We start from the raw sequence: 22,234 nt of genomic DNA on the forward strand, positions 1-22,234 counted from the left end.
GTTTCGATCTTATCATGACAAACGAATTATCGCCCGCCGAGCTCGGCCGCCGGCTCGAAGCGTTGGAGAGCAAGCTCGCCTATCAGGAGCACTGGCTGGACACCCTCGACCAGACGATCGCAAGCCAGGCGCAGCAGCTGGAAAAACTCGAACGGATGAACACCCTTATGCGCGACCGGCTGCGCGAGCAGCACCAGGTGTCGAGCGATCATACCGACGGCGGGGCCTACCGTCTGGAAGACGATCTGCCCCCGCACTATTGAGCCCCTTTCGGTTTGAAAGCGGCGCCCGCTCAGGGGTCGATCAGCGACTCACTGCTCACGTACTCGAGCCCAAACGCCTCGGCCACCGCTCGATAGGTGACCTTTCCGGCGTGGACGTTGAGCCCCGGCGCGAAGTGGGCATCGTCCTTGAGCGCCTGCTGCCAGCCCTTGTCGGCCAATGCCAGTACGAAAGGCAGCGTGGCGTTGGTCAACGCCTGGGTGGAGGTACGCGCCACGGCGCCGGGCATGTTCGCGACACAGTAGTGGACGATACCGTCGACGAGATAAGTCGGCTCGGCGTGAGTGGTGGGTTTGCTGGTCTCGAAGCAGCCGCCCTGGTCGATGGCAACGTCCACCAGCACGCTTCCCGGCTTCATGTCGGCGAGCATGGCGCGGGTGATCAGCTTCGGCGCCGCCGCGCCTGGAATCAACACCGCGCCGATGATCATGTCCGAGCGCTTGGCCGCCTCTTCCAGCGCATCCGCCGTGGAGTAGACGGTTTTGATGCGGCCCTGATACCGATCATCGAGCTCGCCCAGACGGGCAAGGGAGCGATCCAGAATCGTCACGTCGGCGCCGAGGCCCAGCGCCATCCGCGCGGCGTTTTCACCCACCACGCCGCCGCCGATCACCGTGACCTTGCCCGGTGCCACCCCGGGCACGCCGGGCAGCAGCACCCCAGCCCCGCCCTGGGCTTTCTCCAGGCTGTGGGCGCCGGCCTGCACCGCCATGCGCCCGGCCACCGTGCTCATCGGCGCCAGCAGCGGAAGCCCGCCCTTGCCGTCGATGATGGTTTCATAAGCGATACAGGTCGCGCCGCGGTCGATCAAGCCCTGGGTCAGCGACTTCTCCGCCGCCAGGTGCAGGTAGGTAAAGAGCGTATGCGCCGGGGTCAGCCGGGCAACCTCTTCAGCCTGCGGCTCCTTGACCTTCAGGATCAGCTCGGCGTTTTGCCAGAGCGCCTCGACGTCGGGCTCGATATGCGCCCCCGCCGCTTCATAGTCGCCGTCCTGAAATCCGGCGCCTTCACCGGCACCGGCCTGCACGAACACCGTGTGACCGCGCCCGGCAAGTTCTCGGGCGCCGCTGGGGGTAAGCGCGACGCGGTATTCGTGATTCTTGATTTCCCTTGGGACGGCGATCTGCATGGCGGGCCTCTCGATGAGCGTCAATGAACGTTACTTCATTACAGCACAGTCGAAAGGCGCTGCCAGCGCACGGCCTTAAAACGAGAAAAACACCGGTAAAGGCGTTTTTCAGAAGAAAATTGTGGCGCAAACCGCGCGCTGGCAGAAAAATCCGCTTTAGCCGCGCGCTGCTTTAGCCTTATCCCTTCGCTGCGGGCTCGCTCACGACCGCCGCGCCGTAGATGCGCCGGTACTCCTCGGGCAGGCGCTGAGGCCGCCCGGTGGAGAGCGCGGCGCACACAAAACGCGTGCGGGCGTTGAGCAGCATTTTACCGTCGCGCTCACGCTTGAGCTGAAATCGCCGGGTAAGGCTCAGGCGCTGGTCGCACTCGACGATCCAGGTCGCCAGTACGAGCGCCTCGCCCTCGAAGGCGGGCGCGAGGTAGTCGAGCTCGTGGCGGTGCACCACCATTGCCCGGTCGAGCGCGCGGTAGCGGGCAAGATCGAGGCCCAGCGCCTCGGAGTGGGCCCAGCTGATCCGCTCGACCCAGCGCAGGTACTCACCGTTGTTGACGTGACCAAACGCGTCGATGGCGCTCGCCTCGACGGTGATGGCCATGACGTACGGCGCTGGCAGTGCCCACTCCATACTGACTCCTTACGCGTATTGGCTAACCCATCGTCGATCAGTCGCGGTAAACCCGTACGCCCAGCGCCTTGAGGTAGGCGGTTTCGGGAATCGCCGGGTGCACCGGGTGATCCGGCCCCTGATGGCCCTGGAAAATGACCTGGCCGTGGCGGTCCTGGTGGCGCACCGCGCCGCGCACCACGTCGACCAGGCGGTCGTGGGCCAGGTGCATCGAGCAGGACGCCGAAAGAAGCAGGCCATCGCGGCCCAGAAGGCGCATCGCCTCGCGGTTGAGCCGCGCGTAGGCGCGCTCGCCGTTGGGGATGTCCTTGCGCTTTTTGATAAACGCCGGCGGGTCGAGAATCACCACGTCGAACTGCTCGCCGTCCGCCTTGAGCGCGGCCAGCGCCTCGAAGGCGTCACCTTCGCCCACCGCCACCTGCTCATGCACGCCGTTGAGCTCGGCGTTACGCGCGACCTGCTCGAGCGCCGCCCCGGAGCTGTCCACACAGAGCACTTCACTGGCGCCGCTGGCCGCCGCCTGAACGCCCCAGCCGCCGACGTAGCTGAACACGTCCAGCACGCGCTTGCCCGCCACCTGGCCGTTGAGCCAAGCGCGGTTGACGCGGTGATCAAAGAACCAGCCGGTCTTCTGACCGTTAAGCACCGGCACCACGAAGCGCACACCGTTCTCCTCGATCACGACCTCGTCGGGCAGCACGCCCTTGACCACCTCGACCTGGGCCTCGAGCCCCTCCTGACGGCGGCCGCCGGTGTCGTTACGAAACACGATCACTTCGGGTTTGACGACTTTTTCCAGCGCATCGACGATCTCGTTCGCCAGCGCCTGCATGCCAGCGGTGTTGAGCTGTACCACCAGCACGTCACCGAAGCGGTCGATGATCAGCCCCGGCAGCAGGTCGCCCTCGCCGTGAATCAGGCGGTAGAACGGCTGGGCGAACATGCGCTCGCGCAGCGCCAGCGCCTGGTTGAAGCGGTGCACGAACAGCGACCGGTCCAGGCGCATCTCCGGGTCGCGGGACATGATGCGTGCGCAGATCAGCGAGTGCGGGTTCACGTAGGCCACGCCAATGGCCTTGCCGTTGGAGGCCTCGATCAGCGCGGCCTCGCCGGCGCCAAACTCCTTGAGCGGCGTCTCTTTGGTATCCACCTCGTTGGAGTAGATCCATAGATGCCCCGCCTTCAGGCGGCGGTCGGCATTTTTATTCAAGCGCAGGCGTTGGGTCACTGGTTTCTCCAAAAACATCGGCAAAGCGTGAAAATGAGTTTAGCGCTGACATCCCGGGCAGAAAACACTCGCCCGCTGGCCCAAAACGATACGCTTCAAGGGCTGCCCGCAGCGCCGGCAAGGCTCGCCCTGACGCCCGTAGACGTTGAGCTTTTGAGCGAAGTAGCCAGGCTCGCCCTGACCGCTGACGAAATCGCGAAGCGTGGTGCCGCCTTGCGTAATGGCGGCGGCCAGCACGTCCTTGACCGCCAGCGCCAATCGATCGAAGCGCGCTTTCGAAATGCGACCGGCGGCGCGGCGAGGGTCGATGCCGGCGAGGAACAGCGCCTCCGCGGCGTAGATGTTCCCCGCCCCGACCACCACGCGGTTGTCCATTAAAAACGGCTTGACCGCCATGCGCTTGCCCAGCGAGAGCCGGTAGAGCCAGGCGCCGTCGAAGGCCTCGCTCAAGGGCTCCGGGCCCAGGTGGGCCAAACGCGTATCCTCGGTGCCATCGCCCTGCTGCCAGTCGACGAAGCCGAAACGGCGCGGGTCATGATAGCGAAGCACGAAGCCCTCACCGGTCACAAGATCCACATAATCGTGCTTTTTGGGCAGATCCCCGACACGGGCGATGCGCAGGCTGCCGGACATTCCCAGGTGCCATAGCAGCGTACCCTCGCCCTCACTCGAGGCCAGCGGCAGGCGCAGATACTTGGCCCGGCGCGTGACGCATCCCACCCGGGCGCCGATCAAGCGCTGCTCGAAGTCCTCGGGTACCGGCACGCGCAGGCGGCGGTTGCGCACGCGCACCTCAACGATTTCACGCCCCTCGACGTAGGGCGCGATTCCCAGACGGGTGGTTTCGACCTCGGGCAGCTCGGGCATGACGGGGTCCTGTGAGAGTTGACGTCAGGCAAGGGTAGCGTAGCGAGCGCAGATGACTATCCGGCGGCGCAGGGGCCATGCATGCAAAAACCCGGCTTTTAGGGCCGGGTTTTCGGCAGGCCAGGCCTGCGGTGAAAGCCGATCAGCGTAATCGAAATTACTTGATCTTGGCTTCCTTATAGATGACGTGCTTGCGAACCACCGGATCATACTTCTTGAACTCGAACTTGTCGGGGGTGTTCCGCTTGTTCTTGTCGGTGGTGTAGAAGTGGCCGGTACCGGCGCTGGACACCAGACGAATCTTATCGCGCATGGTTCAATCTCCCAAAATGCGTCGCTAATAATAGCTGAAAACGAGCTTAGATGGCGTCGCCGCGCTTGCGGATGTCGGCCAACACGGTCTCGATACCTTTCTTGTCGATGATGCGCATGCCCTTGGAGGAGACGCGCAGCTTCACGAAACGGTTCTCGGATTCGACCCAGAAACGGTGCGTGTGCAGGTTCGGCAAGAAACGACGACGTGTCTTACGCTGGGAGTGTGAAACGTTATTACCAGTTACCGGACGCTTGCCGGTAACCTGACATACTTTGGACATGAGAGCCTCCAACCGCTTGGCCAGGGTATAAGCCTGAGTGTTCAAAACTGTCGGGCAAACCGGAAGGGAGGGAGTCAGTCGATGCCGCGATGGCCTGGCTGTACCCGAATCCGTTATTCAACCCAAGTTTAAAGGTGGCACTTTATACCAGAGCATCCGATCAGCGGCAAGCAAAAGCGTGCCTGAAGGGTCAAAAAGGCCCTTTTGAACGGTAAAACGCCGACTTTTTCAAAGCCAGCCGCGCTCGGCAAAAGAGATGACATCCGCATCCCCCACCACGAAATGATCCAGTACCCGCACGTCGAAAAGCCCCAGTGCCTGGGTCAGACGCTCGGTGATGCGTCGATCGGCATCGCTGGGTTCGGCTACACCGGAGGGGTGGTTGTGAGCCAGAATCACCGCGCCCGCATTGAGTTCCAGGGCGCGCTTGGCGACATCGCGAGGGTAGACAGATGCGCTGTCTAGGGTACCGCGAAACAGCGCCTCATAGCGAATGATTCGGTGCTGAGTATCCAAAAAAAGCACCGCGAACTCCTCATGGCCCAGATGCCTCAACTGCGAGCGCAGATAGTGGCGCACGAGTGACGGCGAGGTCAGCGCGTTACCCCGGGCGAGCTGGGTGGCCAGGTGGCGCCGCGAGAGCTCAAGCGTTGCCTGTAGCTGGGCGAACTTCGCCGAGCCCAGCCCATGGGCCTGGCAAAAGGCGCGCTCATCGGACTCCAGAAACGGCCTGAGCCCGCCAAAGCGGGTGAGCAGGTCGCGGGCGAGATCCACCGCCGAGCGCCCCTTGACGCCAACGCGCAGAAAGATCGCCAGCAGTTCGGCGTCCGACAGCGCCTGGGCGCCCAGCGTTAAAAGCTTCTCCCGGGGGCGCTCGCCCTCCGGCCAGTGATTGATGCCCATCGCCTACCCCTTGCGTATCGCTATTGTGTCGATGTGCGCGGTCAGCGCTCACTATACCTAGCCTAGAAGCCCGCGAGCGAACCTGCCAAAACCGGCGCCCAAATGGTATGGTGAGCCCCTTCACGGCGGGCAGTAGCCCGGCTTTTAAAGCGTTTCATTCAGGAGGCGTGTATGGCGTCGACCCAGGCCTTCCCGCACGCGGCGCTGGCGGGCAAACGCATCCTTCTAGGCGTCAGCGCCGGCATTGCCGCTTATAAAAGCGCCCAGATCATCCGGCTGATCAAGCAGGCCGGCGGCGAGGTGCGCGTGGTGCTCACCGACGGCGCCCAGGCGTTCATCACCCCGCTGACCCTGCAAGCGCTCTCCGGCGAGGCCGTGCGCACCTCCCTTCTGGACCCGCAGGCGGAAGCCGGCATGGGCCATATCGAGCTCGCCCGCTGGGCGGATGCGCTATTGATCGCGCCGGCCACGGCGGATCTGATCGCGCGCCTGGTGCACGGCCTGGCCGATGACCTACTCACCACGCTGAGTCTTGCCTGCGAGGCGCCCCGGCTGATCGCCCCGGCGATGAACCAGGCGATGTGGCGCCATCCGGCGAGCCAGCGAAACGCGGCTCAGCTCGATCACGACGGCTGGCAGGTGATCGGCCCCGCCGCCGGCGAGCAGGCCTGTGGTGACGTCGGCCCCGGGCGCATGAGCGAGCCCGAAGAGATCGTCGACGCCCTGGCGCGGCACCTGACGCCGGCGGCGCATACGCCGGATGCACAGCGCCCCCACGTGGTGATCACCGCCGGCCCCACCCGGGAGGCGCTCGACCCGGTGCGCTACCTCACCAACCAAAGCTCCGGCAAGATGGGCTACGCGCTTGCCGCCGCCGCTGTCGAGGCGGGCTGTCGGGTAACGCTGATCAGCGGCCCGGTCACGCTGGCCACCCCGGCCGGCGTTGAGCGCATCGACGTCGAAAGCGCCCGGCAGATGCACGATGAGGCGCTGCGTCTGGCGCCGAGTGCCGCGCTTTTCATCGGCTGCGCGGCGGTGGCGGACTACCGCGCCGAGCACCCCGCCGAGCACAAGATCAAAAAGACTCAAGGTGTCGACACGCTGACCCTGACGCTGGTCAAGAACCCGGACATCATCGCGGACGTCGCCGCGCTCGACGCGCCGACGCGCCCCTTCGTGGTGGGCTTTGCCGCCGAAACGCAAGACGTGGCGCACTACGCCGGCGAGAAGCTGTCACGCAAGCGCCTCGACATGGTAGTGGCCAACGACGTCTCCCACGCGGGCCTCGGCTTTGGCAGCGATGACAACGCCGCGCTGCTAATCTGGCGCGTCGGCGCAGACGTTGACCAGCAAAGTGCTGCGCCCCAACCCAAGACCGCCCTTGCCCGCCTGATCGTCGGCAAGGCGCTTTCACTGATCGACTCAACCGCGGAAACGATGTAATGAGCCACACCCCCTTGAAGTGCAAGGTGCTCGACGAGCGTATGCTGGATTATCTACCGAGCTACGGCTCCGAGGGCGCGGCAGGCATGGACCTGCGCGCCCTGTTGGATGCGCCCCTTACGCTTGCCCCCGGCGAGTGCGAACTCGTGGGTACCGGCCTTGCCATCCATATCGGTGACCCAGGCCTTGCCGGCATGATCCTGCCGCGCTCGGGGCTTGGCCACAAGCACGGCATCGTGCTCGGCAACCTGGTGGGGCTGATCGACTCAGACTACCAGGGCGAGCTCAAGATATCGGTGTGGAACCGCGGCCAGACGAGCTTCACCATCGCCCCCTTCGAGCGGCTCGCTCAGTACGTGCTGGTACCGGTGGTGCAGGCGTCGCTCGAGATCGTCGAGCGCTTCGACGACAGCGCGCGCGGCGCCGGCGGCTTCGGCAGCACCGGGCGCGGCTAGCTTCTTCCTTTTGGCTGACTTCAGGACACGCTCATGACGGTACCCGCCTCCATCTTTCGCGCCTACGATATCCGCGGCGTCGTGGACGACACCCTGACCGAGGCCACGACCGCGCTGATCGGCCAGGCGGCAGGCTCCGAGGCCGCGGCCAGGGGCGAGCGCGCGGTGATCGTTGCCCGCGACGGGCGCCTCTCCGGGCCCAGACTCCACCAGGCACTGGTGGCAGGGCTTCTGCGCGCCGGCGTCGACGTCATCGACATCGGCCGGGTGCCCACACCAACACTCTATTTTGCCACCCATACGCTCGCGACCAGCCGCTCCGGGGTGATGATCACGGGCAGCCACAACCCGCCTGAGTACAACGGCTTCAAGATCGTGCTCGGCGGCGAAACGCTCTCCAATGAGACCATCACCGCGCTTTACGAGCGCATCAAAAGCGGCGAACTGGCCGAGGGCCACGGCACGTACCGCGAGGTCGACGTGCGCGAGACGTATCTTGCGCGCGCAACCAGTGACGTCACCGTGGCCCGGTCGCTGCACGCCGTGGTGGACTGCGGCAACGGCGTGGCCGGCGAACTCGGGCCCGAGCTGATCCGGCGCCTGGGCGTTCATGTCACGCCGCTTTTCGATGAAATCGACGGGCGCTTTCCCCACCACCACCCGGACCCGGGCAAGCCGGAAAACCTTACGGCGCTGATCGACGAGGTCAAACGACAGGGAGCGGATATCGGGCTGGCTTTCGATGGCGACGGCGACCGGCTGGGCGTGGTCACTCAAAGCGGGCGCATCATTAACCCGGACCATCTGCTGGCGCTGTTCGCCACCGACCTGCTCGACCGCCACCCGGGGGCCGGCGTGATTTTCGACGTCAAGTGCAGCCGCCGCCTCGCCCACACCATCATTGATGCCGGCGGCGAGCCGGAAATGTGGCGCACCGGCCACTCGCTGATCAAATCGCGCATGATCGAAACCGGCGCGCTGCTGGGCGGCGAAATGAGCGGACATATCTTCTTCAAGGAGCGCTGGTACGGCTTCGACGACGGCCTCTACGCCGCCGCCCGGCTTTTGGAAATCTTGAGCGGGCAAAGCGAGAGTGCAGAGGCGCTGTTCGCGCGCTTTCCCCAGGAAATCAGCACCCCGGAAATCAACGTCGCGGTCGCCGATGAAGAAAAGTTCGGCCTGGTGGAAGCGCTTGCCAGAGATGGCGACTTCGGCGAAGGTATCAAGACCACGATCGACGGCATTCGGGTGGACTATAGCGATGGCTTCGGGCTTTGCCGGGCATCGAACACCACGCCGGCGCTGGTGCTTCGCTTCGAAGGGGAAAGCGACGCCGCACTTGCCAGGATCAGGGCGCGCTTTGCCCGGGCGCTGGCCCGCACCGCGCCTGATCTGGACATCGCCGTGATTGCCGAGCCGACATCATAGAGCGCGCCCAACGCGCCGTAAAAAAAGACAAGCCAAGGGATAATCCAATGAATCCAAACAGTCGCGACCCGCGGGTCGTCGTGGAGGTGCTGTCAGAAGCACTTCCCTATATCCAGCAGTTCTCCGGCAAGACCGTCGTCGTCAAGTACGGCGGCAACGCCATGACCGAAGACACCCTGATCAACTCCTTCGCCCGCGACATCGTGTTGATGAAGGAAGTCGGCATCAACCCGGTGGTGGTCCACGGCGGCGGCCCGCAGATCGGAAGCCTTTTGGAGAAGCTCAACATCGAGTCGCGCTTCGTCAACGGCATGCGCGTCACCGACGCCCAGACCATGGATGTGGTCGAGATGGTGCTCGGGGGGCTGGTCAACAAGAGCATCGTCAACCTGATCAATCAAAGCGGCGGCAAGGCGATCGGTCTGACCGGCAAGGACGGCGCCCAGATTCGCGCCCGCCAGCTCAAGGTCGAGCACAAGACGCCAGAGATGACCGCTCCAGAGATCATCGATATCGGCCACGTCGGCGAGGTGGAGTCGATCTCCACCGATCTGATCGAGATGCTCGCCGCCCGCGATTTCATCCCGGTGATCGCGCCGATCGGCGTGGATGACGAAGGCCACAGCTATAACATCAACGCCGACCTGGTCGCCGGCAAACTCGCCGAGGCGCTCGGCGCCGAGAAGCTGATGCTTTTGACCAACGTGGCGGGGCTGATGAACAGCGAAGGCCAGGTGCTCACCGGGCTGACCACCGCTCAGGTCGACGAGCTGATCGAGGACGGCACCATCTACGGCGGCATGCTGCCCAAGATTCGCTGCGCGCTGGACGCCGTGAAAGGGGGCGTGGTCAGCGCCCAGATCGTCGATGGCCGCGTGCCCCACGCCATTTTGCTCGAAATCTTCACCAAGGCGGGCGTCGGCACCTTGATCAGCGACGCTGGCTAAAGCAAGGGGATGGCACATGAGCGATGACAATAAACCGCGCCGGCGCGAACAAATCCTGCAGGCGCTGGCCATCATGCTCGAAGAGGACAGCGGCAAGCGCATCACCACCGCCGCGCTGGCCCGCCAGGTCGGCGTCTCCGAGGCGGCGCTGTATCGCCACTTTCCGAGCAAGGCGCGCATGTTCGAAGGTCTGATCGACTACATCGAGGAGAGCGTCTTCGCGCGCATCACGCGCATTCTCGAGGACATCCCCGACGCCGAGCGCCGCTGCGCGACGATCCTCTCGCTGCTTTTGGGCTTTGCCGAGAAGAACCCCGGGCTTGCCCGGGTGCTCGGTGGCGACGTGCTCACCGGCGAGACGGCCAGGCTCCGACAGCGGGTGCACCAGCTCTTCGAGCGTTTGGAGACTCAGCTCAAGCAGATTCTGCGCGAGGCGGAAATTCGCGAAGGGCGACGCACGACCATCACCGCCTCGGCGGCGGCGAATTTATTGATCGCCCAAGCTGAAGGGCGCATTTCGCAGTACGTGCGCAGCGACTTCAAGCGCGCCCCGACCGAGTACTGGGACGACCAGTGGGCACTGATCGCCTCCGGGTTATTGAAAGAGAGCGCCTTGTCCGCCTGACCGCTCCATCCAGGACGTGCGGACATGAAAAAGCCCCGGAGACTGCCGGGGCTTTTCGTTTTGAGTCGCTTCTCATCAAGCAGCGAGTGTGTCGCCCATTTTCGCGCGAAGCTTCTTCATGGCGTTCTTCTCGAGCTGGCGAATCCGCTCGGCGCTCACACCGTACACGTCGGCCAAATCGTGAAGCGTCGACTTGTCGTCGGTCAACCAGCGACGCTGCAGAATATCCCGCGAGCGGTCGTCGAGCTCGCCCAGCGCCAATTGAAGGCGGCGCGTGGAGTCCTCTTCGAAATCGCTGTCCTCGAGCTGAGTCGCCGGGTCGAGGGTGGCATCGTCCAGAAACTGCGCCGGCGCCTGGTAGGGGCTGTCCTCATCATCGCTCGGCGAGGCATCGAAGCCCGCATCGAACGCCGACAGCCGCCCTTCCATGTCGCGCACGATCTCGGGTTTGACGTCGAGATCCTTGGCGATGGCGGCGACTTCATCGTTGTTCAGCCAGGCCAGGCGTTTTTTCGCGCTGCGCAGGTTGAAGAACAGCTTACGCTGCGCCTTGGTGGTCGCAATCTTGACGATGCGCCAGTTACGCAGCACGAATTCATGAATTTCGGCCTTGATCCAGTGCACGGCAAAAGAGACCAGCCGCACGCCCTGATTGGGGTCGAAGCGCTTGACCGCCTTCATCAGGCCCACGTTGCCTTCCTGAATCAGGTCGGCCTGAGGCAAGCCATAGCCCGAATAGCTGCGCGCAATATGCACCACAAAGCGCAGGTGCGACATGACTAGCCGCCGCGCCGCCTCGAGATCGCCCTCGTCATAGAGCCGGCGCGCCAACGCCTGCTCCTCTTCGACGGTCAGAACGGAAATGCCGTTGACCGCTTGAATGTAACCGCCCAGGTCGTTGCCTGGAGACAGCTGACCCACCGGTAGAAGACTAGTGCTCATGCAGATGGTCTCCTTGTCACCTATCCTGATCGACCTGCTATCGTCATCAACATGAGCCAATGTGTGCGGTTCACGATCGACATAGCGTGTCGGAGTAATCACTAAGACAGTAACTAAAGTATAAGGTTCAAGGTATCCCGACCAATAACCGGTCGGGCAACGCGCCCGCTCAAAACCGACTCAGCGCGGGCGAATGCTGGATAGATGGCGCGACACGGCAAGCCATGCGCCCAGCCAGCCCAATAGTGTACTGCAGAATAGCAAAATTGTAGAGCCTGCCACGTCGAGCTGGGGCAGGCTGAAGCTCGCCCCGTAGCTCGCCGCCAGCGCCGCCACCGGAAGCGAGAGCCAGTGGTTGCCCAGCGCCAGCAAAAGGAGCGCGATCACGCCCCCACCAACGCCGTACCAGGCGCCGCTGTACAGAAACGGGCGACGCACGAAAGCGTGGGTCGCGCCGATCAGCATGACCACCTCGATCTCCCGGCGCCGGCTCTCCACCGATAGCCGTATGGTGTTGCCCACCACCAGCAGCACGCCAAAGCCGAACAGCACGCCGAGCGCCAGCGCCACGCGCCGGCCCAGGTCCGCCAGATGACGAAGCCGCTCCACCCACGCCAAATCCACGCGCACTTCGTCCACCCCGGCAAGTTGCTCGAGCTGCCCGGCAAGCGCCTCCATGGACGCGGACTCGACGCTTTGCGGGTTGATCACGATGCTCGCCGGCAGCGGGTTCTCCGTAAGGCCCATCAGGGTGTCATCGATGCCCAGCGAGCGCTGGAACGTCGCCATGCCCTCCTCGGCGCTGATCAGCCGGGTTTGCGAAACGCCGGCCTCGGCGCCCACCGCCTGTTCGATGCGTTCGGCCTCGGCCGGCCCTACGTCGGTTTGTAGATACACGGTGAGCGTGGCGCTCTCGTCGAGCTCGGCGTCCAGCAGTCGGGCGCTGTCCAGAGTCAGCCAAAGCGCGGCAGGCAGTACCAGGGCGATCGCGATGGCGAGCATGGTGAGCAGGTTACCCAGCGGATGGCGCACCAGCCGGTAGAGGCTATCGCCGAGCATGGCGCGATGGTGGCGCCCCCAGGCGCGCGCCCGGCTGCCGAACCCCGGGCCCGTCGGGCGCGGCTTTTTGGGCGCAGGCGGTACCGGCGCCTTGCCGGCCTTGCCGGCCTTGCCCGCCGGTGCGCCACGGCGGCTCACCGCGCCGCTGCGTCGGGAGGCCGCGCCGCGGGGCTCCGAGGGCGGCGGTGTGGGGCGCTTCATACCGCCCCCTCGTCGCCGATCAGGCGCCCATCGCGCAGGCGCAGAATGCGGTGGCGCAAACGGGCGATCAGTGCCAGGTCGTGGCTTGCGATCATGACGGTGGTACCGATGCGGTTGAAGTCCTCGAACAGGCCCATGATGTCGGCTGATAGATGCGGATCGAGATTCCCCGTGGGCTCGTCGGCGAGCAGCAGCGCGGGCTTGTTGACCACGGCGCGGGCGATGCCCACGCGCTGCTGCTCGCCGCCGGAGAGCTCTACCGGCAGCGCCTTCTCGCGATGCAAAAGCCCCACCTTGTCGAGCGCGGCGCGTACCCGGCGCGCGGACTCGCGCGGCTCGAGGCCCTGAATTTCCAGCGGAAGCGCGACGTTTTTGAACACGCTGCGGTCGAACAGCAATTGGTGGTCCTGAAACACCACGCCGATCTGGCGCCGATAAAACGGTACCTGGCTTGCGTGGAGTTTGGCGATGTCGTGACCGGCGACCACCACGCGCCCGCGGCTGGGTTTCTCCAGACGCATGATCAGGCGTAAAAGCGAACTCTTGCCCGCCCCGGAGTGGCCGGTCAGAAACACCATTTCGCCAGGGGCGACGTGAAAATTGAGATGCGCCAGCGCCTCGAAACGGCCGCCGTAGCGCTTACCGACGTGCTCGAACGCAATCATCCGCGCGTTGCGCCCTCGGGCTGATCGAACAGCGCGTTGACGAAATCGTTGGCGCTGAACGGGCGCAGGTCGTCGAGGCTTTCACCGACGCCGATGAAGCGGATCGGCGTTTCGAGCTGTTTGGCGAGGGCAAAGATCACACCGCCCTTGGCGGTGCCGTCGAGTTTGGTCAGCGTGATGCCGCTGATCGGAACGGCTTCATTGAAGGTGCTGGCTTGGGAGATGGCGTTCTGACCGGTCCCGGCGTCGAGCACCAGCATCACCTCGTGCGGGGCGCTGGCGTCGATTTTCTGCATTACGCGGTGAACCTTCTTGAGCTCCTCCATCAGGTGGCTCTTGTTGTGAAGCCGCCCGGCGGTATCGGCGATCAGCACGTCGACCCCGCGGGCCCTGGCTGCCGACACCGCGTCATAAATCACCGAGGCGCTGTCGGCGCCGGTGTGCTGGGCGATCACCGGCACGTCGTTGCGCTCGCCCCACACCTTGAGCTGCTCGACGGCCGCGGCGCGAAAGGTATCGCCGGCGGCGAGCATCACGCTTTTACCCTCGCGCTGAAAGCGCTGGGTGAGCTTGCCGATGGTGGTGGTCTTGCCCACGCCGTTTACCCCGACCACCAGAATAACGAAAGGGCCGTCGCCTTGCTTGTCGAAATCGAGCGGCTTGGCCACCGGCTCGAGCATCCGCCCGAGCTCTTCCTGCAGCCCCTTGTAAAGCGCGGCGGGATCATTGAGCTCCTTGCGCGATACCCGCGCCTGAAGGCGCTCGATGATCGCGGTAGTCGCCTCGATCCCCACGTCCGCCATCAGAAGCTGGGTCTCGAGGTCCTCCAAAAGCTCGTCGTCGATCTGCTTTTTGCCCAGAAAGAGATCCGCCAGCCCGTCGGTCAGATTTGCCCGGGTCTTGCCGAGCCCGGATTTGATCCGAGCGAAGAACCCCTTCTTCTCCTCTTTTTTCTCCTCCCTGGCCGCGACCGGCTTGTCCTGGGGCGAGGGGCTGGGCGCGCTCGGCCCCGGCTCGATTTCAGGCGCGCTGGGCGCAGGCTCGACTTCCGGTGCGCTGGGTTCGGGCGCTACCTCGGGCGGACGTTCGGGCTCGATTTCCGGCGTTTGAGGCGCCGGTTCGATCTCGGGCTCAACCTCGGGTTGTGCCGGTTCCGGCTCGACTTCCGGGGTTTTATCGGGCTCGACCTCGGGCTTTTCGGGTTCCGGCTCCACCTCGGGGGGTTCCGGCGCAGGCTCGATTTCGGGCTGCTCGGGTTCGGGTTCGATCTCGGGCTTTTTGGGCTCGGGTTCGACCTCGGGCTCTATCTCGGGCTTCTCCGGGCCCGGCTCGCCGTCCGGCTCGCTGGGGCGCGGCGCCGGCTCGGCTTGCTCCTCGACCGGCGCCTCTTTCACGACCGGGCTTAGTGCGGGTTCGCGCTCGGCGCTCTCATCCTTCGCGTCGCCCAGGCCCACCTCGTCGCGTTTGCGCTCGTCCTGGGGCTGCGAATCCTGCTTTTTCTTGCGTTTTAAGAAACCGAACATGGAGGTATCCAACTAAAAAAGGTGAACATTGTGCCCATCCTAACACCGCCGGCCAGGACTTTGGACACGGACCCCGCTACAATCGGCGCCATGAAACGACAACGCTCTACACGCAAAACCACCGCGTCGCGCGAGACGTCCAAAGCGTCCGGCAAGCTACGTATTATCGGCGGTGATTACCGCCGCCGCCAGCTTCCCGTGCTGGATCACCCAGGGCTTCGCCCAACGCCGGACCGGGTGCGCGAAACGCTGTTCAACTGGCTGGGCCCGGCGCTTGCCGGCAAGCGCGCCCTCGACTTGTTCGCAGGCTCCGGAGCGCTGGGTATCGAGGCACTCTCCCGGGGGGCGCGTGAGGCGACCTTCGTCGAGCTGACCCCGCGCGTGGCCGGGCTGATCGAGCAGAACCTGGCCACGCTTGGTGCGGCCAACGCCCGGGTCGTGACCATGGAGGCCGGCGCGTTCCTGGCGAGCGCACCGAGCACGTATGAGCTGGTGTTTCTCGACCCGCCCTTTCACAAGGGCCTGGCCGGGCCGTGCTGCCAGGCCCTGGAGAACGGCTGGCTTTCGCCAAAGGCGTTCATTTATCTCGAAACCGAGCGGGATTTGGCCGTCGAGGTGCCTGCCACCTGGCAACTTCACCGCGAAACCAGCGCCGGAGAAACCAGCGCGCGGCTTTACCGGCGCGGCGCGCTTGCCCAATAGTCGGCGTGGCGTTACGCTCAACGCGTCATTTACCGGGGGCAGGGCTTTCTGCCCCGTTTTTGGAGGTCGGCATGAGCCTTGAACTATTCAATCAGCTGGAACAGAAAGTCACCGATACCGTCGAAGCGCTGGAGCTGATGAAGCTCGAAAACGAAGAGCTTCGCCGCGAAAACGCCGAGTACAAGCAGGAGCGCGAAGAGTGGGAGCGCCGCCTGCAGGGGGTGCTGTCGAAGTTCGAGGAAAGCGCCACCGAAAGCGCCTGAGTCAACCGTCAGGGCGCGCGCGACATTAGCAGCGCGTCCTCTCGCCCGGTCGCCGAATCGCTGGCCGCCGGAGCGCCGGCCGCCGGGGCGCCGGGCGAATAGTAGTTGCGCCGCCGACCGTCCACGCAAAACCCCGCCGCCTCGTAAAGTCTGATCGCTGAGTGATTGGATGCGCGCACCTCGAGCAGCGTGCGCTCGCTTTGCCACGTGCGGGCATGCGCCAGCACAGTCTCCAAAAGCGCGCCGCCGATGCCCTGACCGCGCTGCCCGTTTGCCACGCCGATCGCCTGCAGCTCCGCCTCGAACGGCAGCCTTGCAAGCAGCGCGTAGCCGACCAGCGCTTTTTCTTGCCACGCTCCCAGCACGATCATCGCCTCATCTTCTAATGCGCGCGCAAGCGATGCCGCGCTCGCGCCGCTTTGCGCATCCGCCTCCAGCGCGACCAGCGCCGCAAGGTCACCCGTCGAAAGCGGTCGTATCACGTCGGGCCGCTTTGAGTCAGTTTCAAAAGCTTTGGCCAGAGCGCGCGCTTGGCGGGCGCGTCAAACAACGAGCCCAGCGCCGGAGCGCGCCAGACGGGAAGTTCGAGGGTGCGGCTGTGGTCGCCTTCAAACGCCAGTACCCGAGCGAGCGTATCCTCGCCTTCGTCCTGCGTCGGCGCGTTCGCCCAATAAAGCAGCCGCTCGAGGTGCCACCCCTGGCGCTGCGCGGCGCCGGCGATGAACGCCGCCACGCCTTCCCGGGCCTCGGCAAGCGGGTCGTCCGAAGCGAAAGCGCCGGCCATCGGCGGCCATTTGAAAACGGTGAACGTGGGCGTGGTGCCGGCCGGGGCGCCGGCGGCGATAAGCATGTTGGCAAGCAGGCGCCGCTCGGTGGGGCCCAACTCTCCGGCATGTACGCTGAGCCAGCGCCCGTCGATGCAGGCGCAGGTCAGGGTGAACACGACCGGCTCGGCGCGCGCCGCAGGCTCGCTCTGTGGAGTGGCGGGCGCGGCGGCGGGTTCCAGCGCCGGCCGAGCGGGTGGGGCGATATCGCCCAGCAGCGCTCGCGCGGATTTGGGCGGCGCGCTCGAAGGCGCTTCCTGGGGTGGCGCGCTCGGGGCGCTCTCCGGGGCCCTAGCGGGGGCTTTCTGCGGCTCGTCGAGCAGCGCGTGCAGCGCCTGGCGCGGCTCGGCTTTCTCTGGCGCTTCCCACTCGCAGGCCTCGGTCGCCAGGGCGTTGGGCAGCTGATAGCGGCACGCCCAGGCGGTGATGCCCATGGCGTCCAGGTAGTGGCGTCGGCTGGCTTCCGGGGTCACTTCTCGCCGCCACGACAGTTCGGAGAATTGGGTCGCTCGCCGCCGCGCGCAGCCCACTCCTCAGGTGTATAAAGGTGCATCGCCAGCGCGTGGACCGGGCCGCCGAGCTCGTCGGCGAGCAGCGCATAGATCTGCTGATGGCGCTTGACCGGCATCATCGCCTCGAAGCTGTCAGAGACCAGCGTCACCTTGAAGTGGGTTTCGGAATTGGCCGGCACGTTGTGCAGGTGACTTTCGTTCTCTACGCGCAGCACGTCCGGCGAAAGCGCCGTTAATTTCTGCTCGATCTGTGTCTGCAACGTCATGACAGGCCTCCTCGGTGTGTGGACGGCTTCATTGTACGCCCTTACCGAGGCCTCGACGATGCCCGCCGTTCAACGAGTGCGCGCCCGGCAAGCGACACCCGCGAAAGGCTCGCTGCCAGCGCCAAAAGCGTCGTGAAAGCGCCGAACCAGAGCGTGACCTGCACCGAAAACCCCAGCGCCAGCGCCGCGCCCACCACCGCCACGCCGAAAGACTGGCCGACGGTGCGTACCGTGCTCATCATGCCGGAGACGTTGGCACTGCGCTCCGGCGGCAGGCTCGCCATCATTTCGCGGTTATTGGGCGGCTGGAAAAGCCCGAAGCCGATCCCGCACAGCGCCGTGCGCCAGAGACTGCCCGCCGCCCCGGTGGTCTCATCCACCAGCGCCAGCGCCATCAGCCCAACCACCAGAAAGCCAAGGCCCACGCTCGACAGGATGCTCGGGTTGACCTTGTCGGCAAGGCGCCCGGCCAGCGGCCCCACCACCATGATGGCAAGCGGCCACGGGGTGAAGAGCCAGGCGGTTTCGAGCGGCGAGAACCCCATCTGGTTCTGGTAAAAAAGCGACAGCGCGACGAACGTCAGCCCGTGGCCGATGAACGCAAGCCCCGAGGTACAGACTGCCAGGGTGAAGCGCATCTCGCTAAAGAGCGTCAGCGGTAAAAGCGGATAGCGCGCCCGGCGCTGGCGGCGAATGAACAGCGTCGCGGCGATCAGGCAGAGCCCGGCCCAGGCGAGCGCCGCCAACGGCTCGGCATGACCCAGCGCGTCCATCGAGAGAAAGAAGCTCGCCAGCATCACGATCGAGCAAAGCGCTCCGGCGATATCGAAGGCGCCCGAGCGCGGCGTCTCGCGAGGCAAGGCCGTGGCGGCAAAATAGAGCGAGCAGAGCCCGAGCGGCACGTTCAGCGCAAAAAGCCAGGGCCAATCGGCAAAAGAGAGAATCGCCCCGCTCACCGTGGGCCCGGCGGAGTAGCCGGCGGCGACGATCAGCGCGCTCAGACCCAGGGCACTGCCCAAAAGCCGGGTCGGAAAAATCATCCGATAAAGCGACGGGCCGATGGAGAGCGTGGCCGCCGCGCCCAGGCCCTGGAGTGCCCGAAACACCAAGAGCGTCTCAAGATGTCGGGAGAGGGCCGCCCCGATGGAGGCGCCAACGAAGATGGCCAGCCCCAGCAGATAGAGCCGGCGCCGGGTGATCAGCTCACTGAGCCCCGCAAACACCAGCAAGAACGCCGCGCACACGACCTGAAAGATATTGGTGATCCACACCGAACGCGAGGCGGAGGCGCCCAGATCCTCTGCGATGGTGGGCAGCGCCAAATTGACCATGGTGGTATCCATTACCGCCATGGTGGTACCGGTCATCAGCGCCAGAAGCGCCAGCGCACGTTCACGGCCGGGCAGGCCGTCGTCGCCTGGGCGGGTTTCGAACAGTCGCATGGAGCAAGGCTTCCTTAAGGCAGGCCTGCGTTTGAGTAAAGCGCTCCCTGGGCAGGACTTCGAGCAGGACGTTATTGCAGGGCTTTTTTACAGCGCTTTTTTACAGCGCTTTTTTGCAGGGCCTTGACGGCAAAACCGGCCGAAGCCGGTTTCGAAAAACGTACGCTCTGCGAAAGCGTCAGGCCGGGTCGTTGTCGAGCAGCAGCGCGTCGTCGACATCGGAAATTTCAAGCGCCGTTTCATCGTCGAGATCGATCGCCAGGTAGCTGTGCTCGACGCGCAAAAACGACTGGAACAGTGACCAGTCCAGCGTCTCGGGCCACTGACGCTCGTCCTCTTCCCAGGCGCGCAGTTCGGTTTCGAGAATTTCCACGCAGCGCTCGCGCACGAAGGTCTCTAGCGCCTCGGGGGTGTCCATCTCGGGGATCAGGTAAATGGTACTTTCACGTTCGACGTCGTCCAGTGTCAGGTCGTCGTCTCCCATGGTGGGTTCCAGCGCGTTGATCCAATCCAGAAAGGATTGGGTCGGCCTGACGCTCAGAGCGGAGCGGTTAAGCAGTTTCATGGGATTCTCCTCGCCGTCGAAACGTTGACCATTATGGGCGCTAAAACGCGCCCTTACCAACTTTTACTCGACTTCCGGACGCATCGCCGGGAACAGCAGTACGTCGCGAATCGAGGGGCTGTCGGTGAACAGCATCACCAGCCGGTCGATCCCGATGCCCTCGCCCGCCGTGGGCGGCATGCCGTACTCCAGCGCCCGCACGTAGTCGGCGTCATAGTACATCGCCTCCAGATCGCCCGCGTCCTTCTCGGCGGCCTGCTCGCGAAAGCGCTCGGCCTGGTCCTCGGCATCGTTGAGCTCGGAGAAGCCGTTGGCGATCTCGCGCCCGCCCACGAAAAACTCAAACCGGTCGGTGACGAAAGGATCGGCGTCGCTGCGCCTTGCCAGCGGGCTCACCTCCGCCGGGTACTGGGTAATGAAGGTGGGCTGATCGAGGCGATGTTCGGCAACCTCCTCGAAGATCTCGGTCTGGACCTTGCCCAGCCCCCAGCTCGGCTTCACCTTCACGCCCACGCGCTCGGCGACTTTCACGGCGCCTTCAAGCGACTCGAGCTCAGCGGCATCGATGCCGTCACCGTACTCGAGAATCGAATCCTTGAGCGTCAGACGGCGAAACGGCGCGCCGAAATCGTACTCGTTGCCTTGATAGCTCAACGTGGTGGTACCGAGTACCTGCTGGGCGGTGGCGCGCAGCATCGCCTCGGTCATGTCCATCAGGTCGTTGTAATCGGCGTAGGCCCAGTAGAACTCGACCATGGTGAACTCGGGGTTGTGCCGGGTCGAGAGGCCTTCGTTACGGAAGTTGCGGTTGATCTCGAAGACCTTCTCGAAGCCGCCCACCACCAGCCGCTTCAAATAAAGCTCCGGGGCGATACGCAGGTACATGTCCATGCCCAGCGCGTTGTGGTGGGTGATGAACGGGCGCGCCGTGGCCCCGCCGGGGATCGGCTGCAGCATGGGGGTTTCCACCTCCATGAAGCCCTTGTCCTCGAAAAAGCGGCGCATCGCGCTGATTACCGCAGCGCGGGTCTCGAACGCTTTGCGCGACTCCGGGTTCATGATCAGGTCGACGTAGCGCTGGCGATAGCGCGCTTCCTGGTCGGTCAGGCCGTGAAACTTGTCAGGAAGCGGGCGCAGGCTCTTGGTCAGAAGCTGGGCATCGACCATCATCACGTAGAGATCGCCCTTGCCGGATTTATGCACCGGGCCGCGCGCGGCGACGATATCGCCGATGTCCCAGCTCTTGATGTCTTCCAGAAGCTCGGCGGGCAGGCCCTTTTTATCCACGTAGAGCTGGATCTGACCGGCCACGTCCTGAATGACGATGAAGGGGCCACGCTTTCGCATGATGCGCCCGGCCACCGCCGCCTGATGATCCAGCGCCTCGAGCTCCGCCTTGTCCTTGTCACCGAACTGCGTTTGCAGCTCGACGGTCAGGCTATCCCGGCGAAAGTCGTTGGGAAAGGCGCTCTTGCCGGTGGTGGCGGCGCTCTCGCGGCGCGCGGCGAGCTTGCCGCGGCGCTCCATGATCAGATGATTTTCGTTTTCCGCAGAAGACGCGTCCTGGTTGGCCATCAGACACCCTTGAATGATCGAACCCAAAAAAGATTACAAACCCTGCTTGAGGCTTGCGATGATAAATTGATCCAGATCGCCGTCGAGCACCTTGTCGCAGTTGCTGGACTGCACGCCGGTGCGCAGATCCTTGATGCGCTGGTCGTCGAGCACGTAGGAGCGGATCTGGCTGCCCCAGCCGATGTCGGCCTTGGAGTCCTCGGCTTCCTGCTTGGCGGCGTTGCGCTTTTGCATTTCGTGCTCCCAGAGCTTCGCCTTGAGCTGCTTCATGGCGAAGTCCCGGTTGGCGTGCTGGCTGCGCTGGTTCTGGCAGGCCACGACGATACCGGTCGGCTCGTGGGTGATCCGCACCGCCGAGTCCGTGGTGTTGACGTGCTGACCGCCGGCGCCGCTGGAGCGGTAGGTGTCCACGCGCAGATCCGACGGGTTGATCTCGACCTCGAAGCTGTCGTCGACTTCCGGCGATAAAAACACCGAGGCGAAGGACGTGTGGCGGCGACCGCCAGAGTCGAACGGGCTCTTGCGCACCAGCCGGTGAACGCCGGTTTCGGTTCTGAGCCAGCCAAAGGCGTGATCGCCCTGAATATGCACCGAGGCCGACTTGATGCCCGCCACTTCGCCGGCGGAAGCTTCGATGATCTCGGCCTTGAAGCCGTGATGCTCGGCCCAGCGCAGGTACATGCGCAGCAGGATATTCGCCCAGTCCTGGGCTTCGGTGCCGCCGGAGCCGGACTGAATGTCGAGGTAGGCGTTGTTTTCGTCCATCTCGCCGGCGAACATGCGGCGAAACTCGAGCCGTTCGAGCGACGCCTGCATGGTATCGAGTTCGCGCTTGACCTCTTCGACGGTGCTCTCGTCCTCCTCCATCTCGGCCAGCTCCAGAAGATCCCGGCTATCGCCAAGCCCCTGGTCCAGCTCGTCGATAGTGGCGACGATGGTCTCAAGCGTTGCCCGCTCCTTGCCGAGTTTCTGGGCGTACTCCGGGTCGCTCCAGACGTTCGGGTCCTCGAGTTCGCGGGTAACCTCTTCTAGCCGATCCTTCTTCTCGGCATAGTCAAAGATACCCCCTAAGAACGTCTGTCCGCTCAGACAGGTCCTTGATTTGGGTATGAATCGGGTTGGTTTCCAACATGGGTCGCGCCTTGATCTGATCAGTACCGCCAG

At 64.5% G+C, this 22,234-nt stretch carries 26 protein-coding genes; 8 read left to right on the forward strand and 18 right to left on the reverse strand.

All coding sequences use genetic code 11. From position 1 onward, the window contains the following. The first annotated feature begins 14 nt into the window (after nt 1-14). Complete coding sequence (locus tag OCT39_RS14640; protein WP_263585190.1) at nt 15-263, forward strand: SlyX family protein; 249 nt, start codon at nt 15-17, stop codon at nt 261-263. Nucleotides 264-292: 29 nt separating this feature from the next. On the opposite strand, the gene ald is transcribed toward OCT39_RS14640, so the two are convergent. From ald to radC, 7 genes are all read right to left on the reverse strand, one after another. Beyond that, nucleotides 293-1,411 (reverse strand): alanine dehydrogenase, encoded by a 1,119-nt coding sequence (gene ald, locus OCT39_RS14645; RefSeq protein ID WP_263585191.1) that lies wholly within the window; start codon nt 1,409-1,411, stop codon nt 293-295. 178 nt (nt 1,412-1,589) lie between these two features. After that, complete coding sequence (locus OCT39_RS14650) at nt 1,590-2,039, reverse strand: acyl-CoA thioesterase (protein WP_263585192.1); 450 nt, start codon at nt 2,037-2,039, stop codon at nt 1,590-1,592. A gap of 37 nt (nt 2,040-2,076) precedes the next feature. Next, nucleotides 2,077-3,285, reverse strand: coding sequence for a class I SAM-dependent rRNA methyltransferase (locus OCT39_RS14655; protein WP_318152969.1), 1,209 nt, complete (start codon nt 3,283-3,285; stop codon nt 2,077-2,079). 21 nt (nt 3,286-3,306) lie between these two features. Further along, a complete protein-coding gene (gene mutM, locus OCT39_RS14660) occupies nt 3,307-4,134 on the reverse strand; it encodes a bifunctional DNA-formamidopyrimidine glycosylase/DNA-(apurinic or apyrimidinic site) lyase (protein WP_263585194.1) in 828 nt (275 codons plus the stop codon). A gap of 157 nt (nt 4,135-4,291) precedes the next feature. Further along, nucleotides 4,292-4,447, reverse strand: coding sequence for a 50S ribosomal protein L33 (rpmG, locus tag OCT39_RS14665; RefSeq protein WP_227391162.1), 156 nt, complete (start codon nt 4,445-4,447; stop codon nt 4,292-4,294). A 46-nt stretch (nt 4,448-4,493) separates the two neighbouring features. Further along, entirely contained in the window at nt 4,494-4,730 is a 237-nt protein-coding gene (gene rpmB / locus OCT39_RS14670; RefSeq protein WP_038481085.1) for a 50S ribosomal protein L28, read from the reverse strand. Between the two features lie 228 nt (nt 4,731-4,958). Next, complete coding sequence (gene radC / locus OCT39_RS14675) at nt 4,959-5,633, reverse strand: RadC family protein (RefSeq protein WP_252109492.1); 675 nt, start codon at nt 5,631-5,633, stop codon at nt 4,959-4,961. Between the two features lie 171 nt (nt 5,634-5,804). Between radC and coaBC the strand changes: the two genes are divergently transcribed. The 5 genes from coaBC to slmA are packed head-to-tail and all read left to right on the forward strand — an operon-like array spanning nt 5,805 to nt 10,531. After that, on the forward strand, nt 5,805-7,076 hold the full coding sequence (coaBC, locus tag OCT39_RS14680) for a bifunctional phosphopantothenoylcysteine decarboxylase/phosphopantothenate--cysteine ligase CoaBC (protein WP_263585195.1): 1,272 nt from the start codon (nt 5,805-5,807) through the stop codon (nt 7,074-7,076). Further along, nucleotides 7,076-7,531, forward strand: coding sequence for a dUTP diphosphatase (gene dut / locus OCT39_RS14685; RefSeq protein WP_263585196.1), 456 nt, complete (start codon nt 7,076-7,078; stop codon nt 7,529-7,531). The genes coaBC and dut overlap by 1 nt, the downstream gene beginning before the upstream one ends. A 33-nt stretch (nt 7,532-7,564) precedes the next feature. Beyond that, nucleotides 7,565-8,959 carry a phosphomannomutase/phosphoglucomutase gene (locus OCT39_RS14690; protein WP_263585197.1) on the forward strand — a complete coding sequence of 465 codons (1,395 nt, stop codon included), beginning with the start codon at nt 7,565-7,567 and terminating at the stop codon, nt 8,957-8,959. A gap of 47 nt (nt 8,960-9,006) precedes the next feature. After that, on the forward strand, nt 9,007-9,906 hold the full coding sequence (argB, locus tag OCT39_RS14695) for an acetylglutamate kinase (protein ID WP_263585198.1): 900 nt from the start codon (nt 9,007-9,009) through the stop codon (nt 9,904-9,906). A 16-nt stretch (nt 9,907-9,922) separates the two neighbouring features. Further along, entirely contained in the window at nt 9,923-10,531 is a 609-nt protein-coding gene (gene slmA / locus OCT39_RS14700; RefSeq protein WP_263585199.1) for a nucleoid occlusion factor SlmA, read from the forward strand. A gap of 75 nt (nt 10,532-10,606) precedes the next feature. Here slmA and rpoH read toward each other — a convergent pair whose 3' ends face one another. The 4 genes from rpoH to ftsY form a co-directional block, all read right to left on the reverse strand. Then, nucleotides 10,607-11,473, reverse strand: a complete 867-nt coding sequence (rpoH, locus tag OCT39_RS14705) for an RNA polymerase sigma factor RpoH (protein ID WP_263585200.1) — start codon at nt 11,471-11,473, stop codon at nt 10,607-10,609. A gap of 180 nt (nt 11,474-11,653) precedes the next feature. Beyond that, nucleotides 11,654-12,733: a permease-like cell division protein FtsX gene (gene ftsX, locus OCT39_RS14710; protein ID WP_263585201.1), complete on the reverse strand. Its 1,080-nt coding sequence runs from the start codon at nt 12,731-12,733 to the stop codon at nt 11,654-11,656. Beyond that, nucleotides 12,730-13,398 carry a cell division ATP-binding protein FtsE gene (gene ftsE, locus OCT39_RS14715; protein ID WP_263585202.1) on the reverse strand — a complete coding sequence of 223 codons (669 nt, stop codon included), beginning with the start codon at nt 13,396-13,398 and terminating at the stop codon, nt 12,730-12,732. The genes ftsX and ftsE overlap by 4 nt, the downstream gene beginning before the upstream one ends. Beyond that, a complete protein-coding gene (ftsY, locus tag OCT39_RS14720; protein ID WP_263585203.1) occupies nt 13,395-14,921 on the reverse strand; it encodes a signal recognition particle-docking protein FtsY in 1,527 nt (508 codons plus the stop codon). Before ftsY ends, ftsE begins: the two co-directional genes overlap by 4 nt. Before the next feature lie 90 nt (nt 14,922-15,011). On the opposite strand from ftsY, the gene rsmD reads away from it, so the two are divergent. Next, nucleotides 15,012-15,623 carry a 16S rRNA (guanine(966)-N(2))-methyltransferase RsmD gene (gene rsmD / locus OCT39_RS14725; protein ID WP_263585204.1) on the forward strand — a complete coding sequence of 204 codons (612 nt, stop codon included), beginning with the start codon at nt 15,012-15,014 and terminating at the stop codon, nt 15,621-15,623. Nucleotides 15,624-15,694: 71 nt separating this feature from the next. Then, a complete protein-coding gene (gene zapB / locus OCT39_RS14730; protein WP_263585205.1) occupies nt 15,695-15,886 on the forward strand; it encodes a cell division protein ZapB in 192 nt (63 codons plus the stop codon). An 8-nt stretch (nt 15,887-15,894) separates the two neighbouring features. Here the strand turns inward: zapB and OCT39_RS14735 are convergent, their stop codons facing one another. From OCT39_RS14735 to prfB, 7 genes are all read right to left on the reverse strand, one after another. Beyond that, nucleotides 15,895-16,368, reverse strand: a complete 474-nt coding sequence (locus OCT39_RS14735; RefSeq protein ID WP_263585206.1) for a GNAT family N-acetyltransferase — start codon at nt 16,366-16,368, stop codon at nt 15,895-15,897. Beyond that, the gene (locus tag OCT39_RS14740) at nt 16,365-17,183 is read right to left on the reverse strand and encodes a hypothetical protein (RefSeq protein ID WP_263585207.1); all 819 of its coding nucleotides are present in this window, start codon (nt 17,181-17,183) and stop codon (nt 16,365-16,367) included. Before OCT39_RS14740 ends, OCT39_RS14735 begins: the two co-directional genes overlap by 4 nt. Next, on the reverse strand, nt 17,180-17,488 hold the full coding sequence (locus OCT39_RS14745) for a BolA family protein (protein ID WP_263585208.1): 309 nt from the start codon (nt 17,486-17,488) through the stop codon (nt 17,180-17,182). The genes OCT39_RS14740 and OCT39_RS14745 overlap by 4 nt, the downstream gene beginning before the upstream one ends. A gap of 41 nt (nt 17,489-17,529) precedes the next feature. Further along, nucleotides 17,530-18,930, reverse strand: coding sequence for an MFS transporter (locus tag OCT39_RS14750; RefSeq protein ID WP_263585209.1), 1,401 nt, complete (start codon nt 18,928-18,930; stop codon nt 17,530-17,532). A 178-nt stretch (nt 18,931-19,108) separates the two neighbouring features. Then, the gene (locus tag OCT39_RS14755; protein ID WP_263585210.1) at nt 19,109-19,495 is read right to left on the reverse strand and encodes a hypothetical protein; all 387 of its coding nucleotides are present in this window, start codon (nt 19,493-19,495) and stop codon (nt 19,109-19,111) included. Nucleotides 19,496-19,558: 63 nt separating this feature from the next. Next, a complete protein-coding gene (lysS, locus tag OCT39_RS14760; RefSeq protein ID WP_263585211.1) occupies nt 19,559-21,070 on the reverse strand; it encodes a lysine--tRNA ligase in 1,512 nt (503 codons plus the stop codon). Nucleotides 21,071-21,103: 33 nt separating this feature from the next. Continuing rightward, nucleotides 21,104-22,202 (reverse strand): peptide chain release factor 2 gene (gene prfB, locus OCT39_RS14765; RefSeq protein WP_409335780.1). Its coding sequence is split into 2 segments (ribosomal slippage): nt 21,104-22,126 and nt 22,128-22,202, totalling 1,098 coding nucleotides; the frame shifts between segments, so codons are not numbered across the junction. Between the last annotated feature and the right edge of the window lie 32 nt (nt 22,203-22,234).

The organism is Halomonas sp. GD1P12, assembly GCF_025725645.1.
Classification (GTDB): Bacteria; Pseudomonadota; Gammaproteobacteria; order Pseudomonadales; family Halomonadaceae; genus Vreelandella.

What these genes read in the sequence shown, in the direction of transcription:
- ftsX (WP_263585201.1), bottom strand. Translation starts at nt 12,733, where the DNA reads ATGAAGCGCCCCACACCGCCGCCCTCGGAGCCCCGCGGCGCGGCCTCC.
- OCT39_RS14755 (WP_263585210.1), bottom strand. Translation starts at nt 19,495, where the DNA reads ATGAAACTGCTTAACCGCTCCGCTCTGAGCGTCAGGCCGACCCAATCC.
- rpmB (WP_038481085.1), bottom strand. Translation starts at nt 4,730, where the DNA reads ATGTCCAAAGTATGTCAGGTTACCGGCAAGCGTCCGGTAACTGGTAAT.
- OCT39_RS14745 (WP_263585208.1), bottom strand. Translation starts at nt 17,488, where the DNA reads ATGACGTTGCAGACACAGATCGAGCAGAAATTAACGGCGCTTTCGCCG.
- coaBC (WP_263585195.1), top strand. Translation starts at nt 5,805, where the DNA reads ATGGCGTCGACCCAGGCCTTCCCGCACGCGGCGCTGGCGGGCAAACGC.
- ftsY (WP_263585203.1), bottom strand. Translation starts at nt 14,921, where the DNA reads ATGTTCGGTTTCTTAAAACGCAAGAAAAAGCAGGATTCGCAGCCCCAG.
- zapB (WP_263585205.1), top strand. Translation starts at nt 15,695, where the DNA reads ATGAGCCTTGAACTATTCAATCAGCTGGAACAGAAAGTCACCGATACC.
- argB (WP_263585198.1), top strand. Translation starts at nt 9,007, where the DNA reads ATGAATCCAAACAGTCGCGACCCGCGGGTCGTCGTGGAGGTGCTGTCA.
- OCT39_RS14650 (WP_263585192.1), bottom strand. Translation starts at nt 2,039, where the DNA reads ATGGAGTGGGCACTGCCAGCGCCGTACGTCATGGCCATCACCGTCGAG.
- OCT39_RS14655 (WP_318152969.1), bottom strand. Translation starts at nt 3,285, where the DNA reads ATGTTTTTGGAGAAACCAGTGACCCAACGCCTGCGCTTGAATAAAAAT.
- rsmD (WP_263585204.1), top strand. Translation starts at nt 15,012, where the DNA reads ATGAAACGACAACGCTCTACACGCAAAACCACCGCGTCGCGCGAGACG.
- OCT39_RS14640 (WP_263585190.1), top strand. Translation starts at nt 15, where the DNA reads ATGACAAACGAATTATCGCCCGCCGAGCTCGGCCGCCGGCTCGAAGCG.
- ftsE (WP_263585202.1), bottom strand. Translation starts at nt 13,398, where the DNA reads ATGATTGCGTTCGAGCACGTCGGTAAGCGCTACGGCGGCCGTTTCGAG.
- radC (WP_252109492.1), bottom strand. Translation starts at nt 5,633, where the DNA reads ATGGGCATCAATCACTGGCCGGAGGGCGAGCGCCCCCGGGAGAAGCTT.
- lysS (WP_263585211.1), bottom strand. Translation starts at nt 21,070, where the DNA reads ATGGCCAACCAGGACGCGTCTTCTGCGGAAAACGAAAATCATCTGATC.
- OCT39_RS14690 (WP_263585197.1), top strand. Translation starts at nt 7,565, where the DNA reads ATGACGGTACCCGCCTCCATCTTTCGCGCCTACGATATCCGCGGCGTC.
- ald (WP_263585191.1), bottom strand. Translation starts at nt 1,411, where the DNA reads ATGCAGATCGCCGTCCCAAGGGAAATCAAGAATCACGAATACCGCGTC.
- OCT39_RS14750 (WP_263585209.1), bottom strand. Translation starts at nt 18,930, where the DNA reads ATGCGACTGTTCGAAACCCGCCCAGGCGACGACGGCCTGCCCGGCCGT.
- rpoH (WP_263585200.1), bottom strand. Translation starts at nt 11,473, where the DNA reads ATGAGCACTAGTCTTCTACCGGTGGGTCAGCTGTCTCCAGGCAACGAC.
- slmA (WP_263585199.1), top strand. Translation starts at nt 9,923, where the DNA reads ATGAGCGATGACAATAAACCGCGCCGGCGCGAACAAATCCTGCAGGCG.
- rpmG (WP_227391162.1), bottom strand. Translation starts at nt 4,447, where the DNA reads ATGCGCGATAAGATTCGTCTGGTGTCCAGCGCCGGTACCGGCCACTTC.
- mutM (WP_263585194.1), bottom strand. Translation starts at nt 4,134, where the DNA reads ATGCCCGAGCTGCCCGAGGTCGAAACCACCCGTCTGGGAATCGCGCCC.
- dut (WP_263585196.1), top strand. Translation starts at nt 7,076, where the DNA reads ATGAGCCACACCCCCTTGAAGTGCAAGGTGCTCGACGAGCGTATGCTG.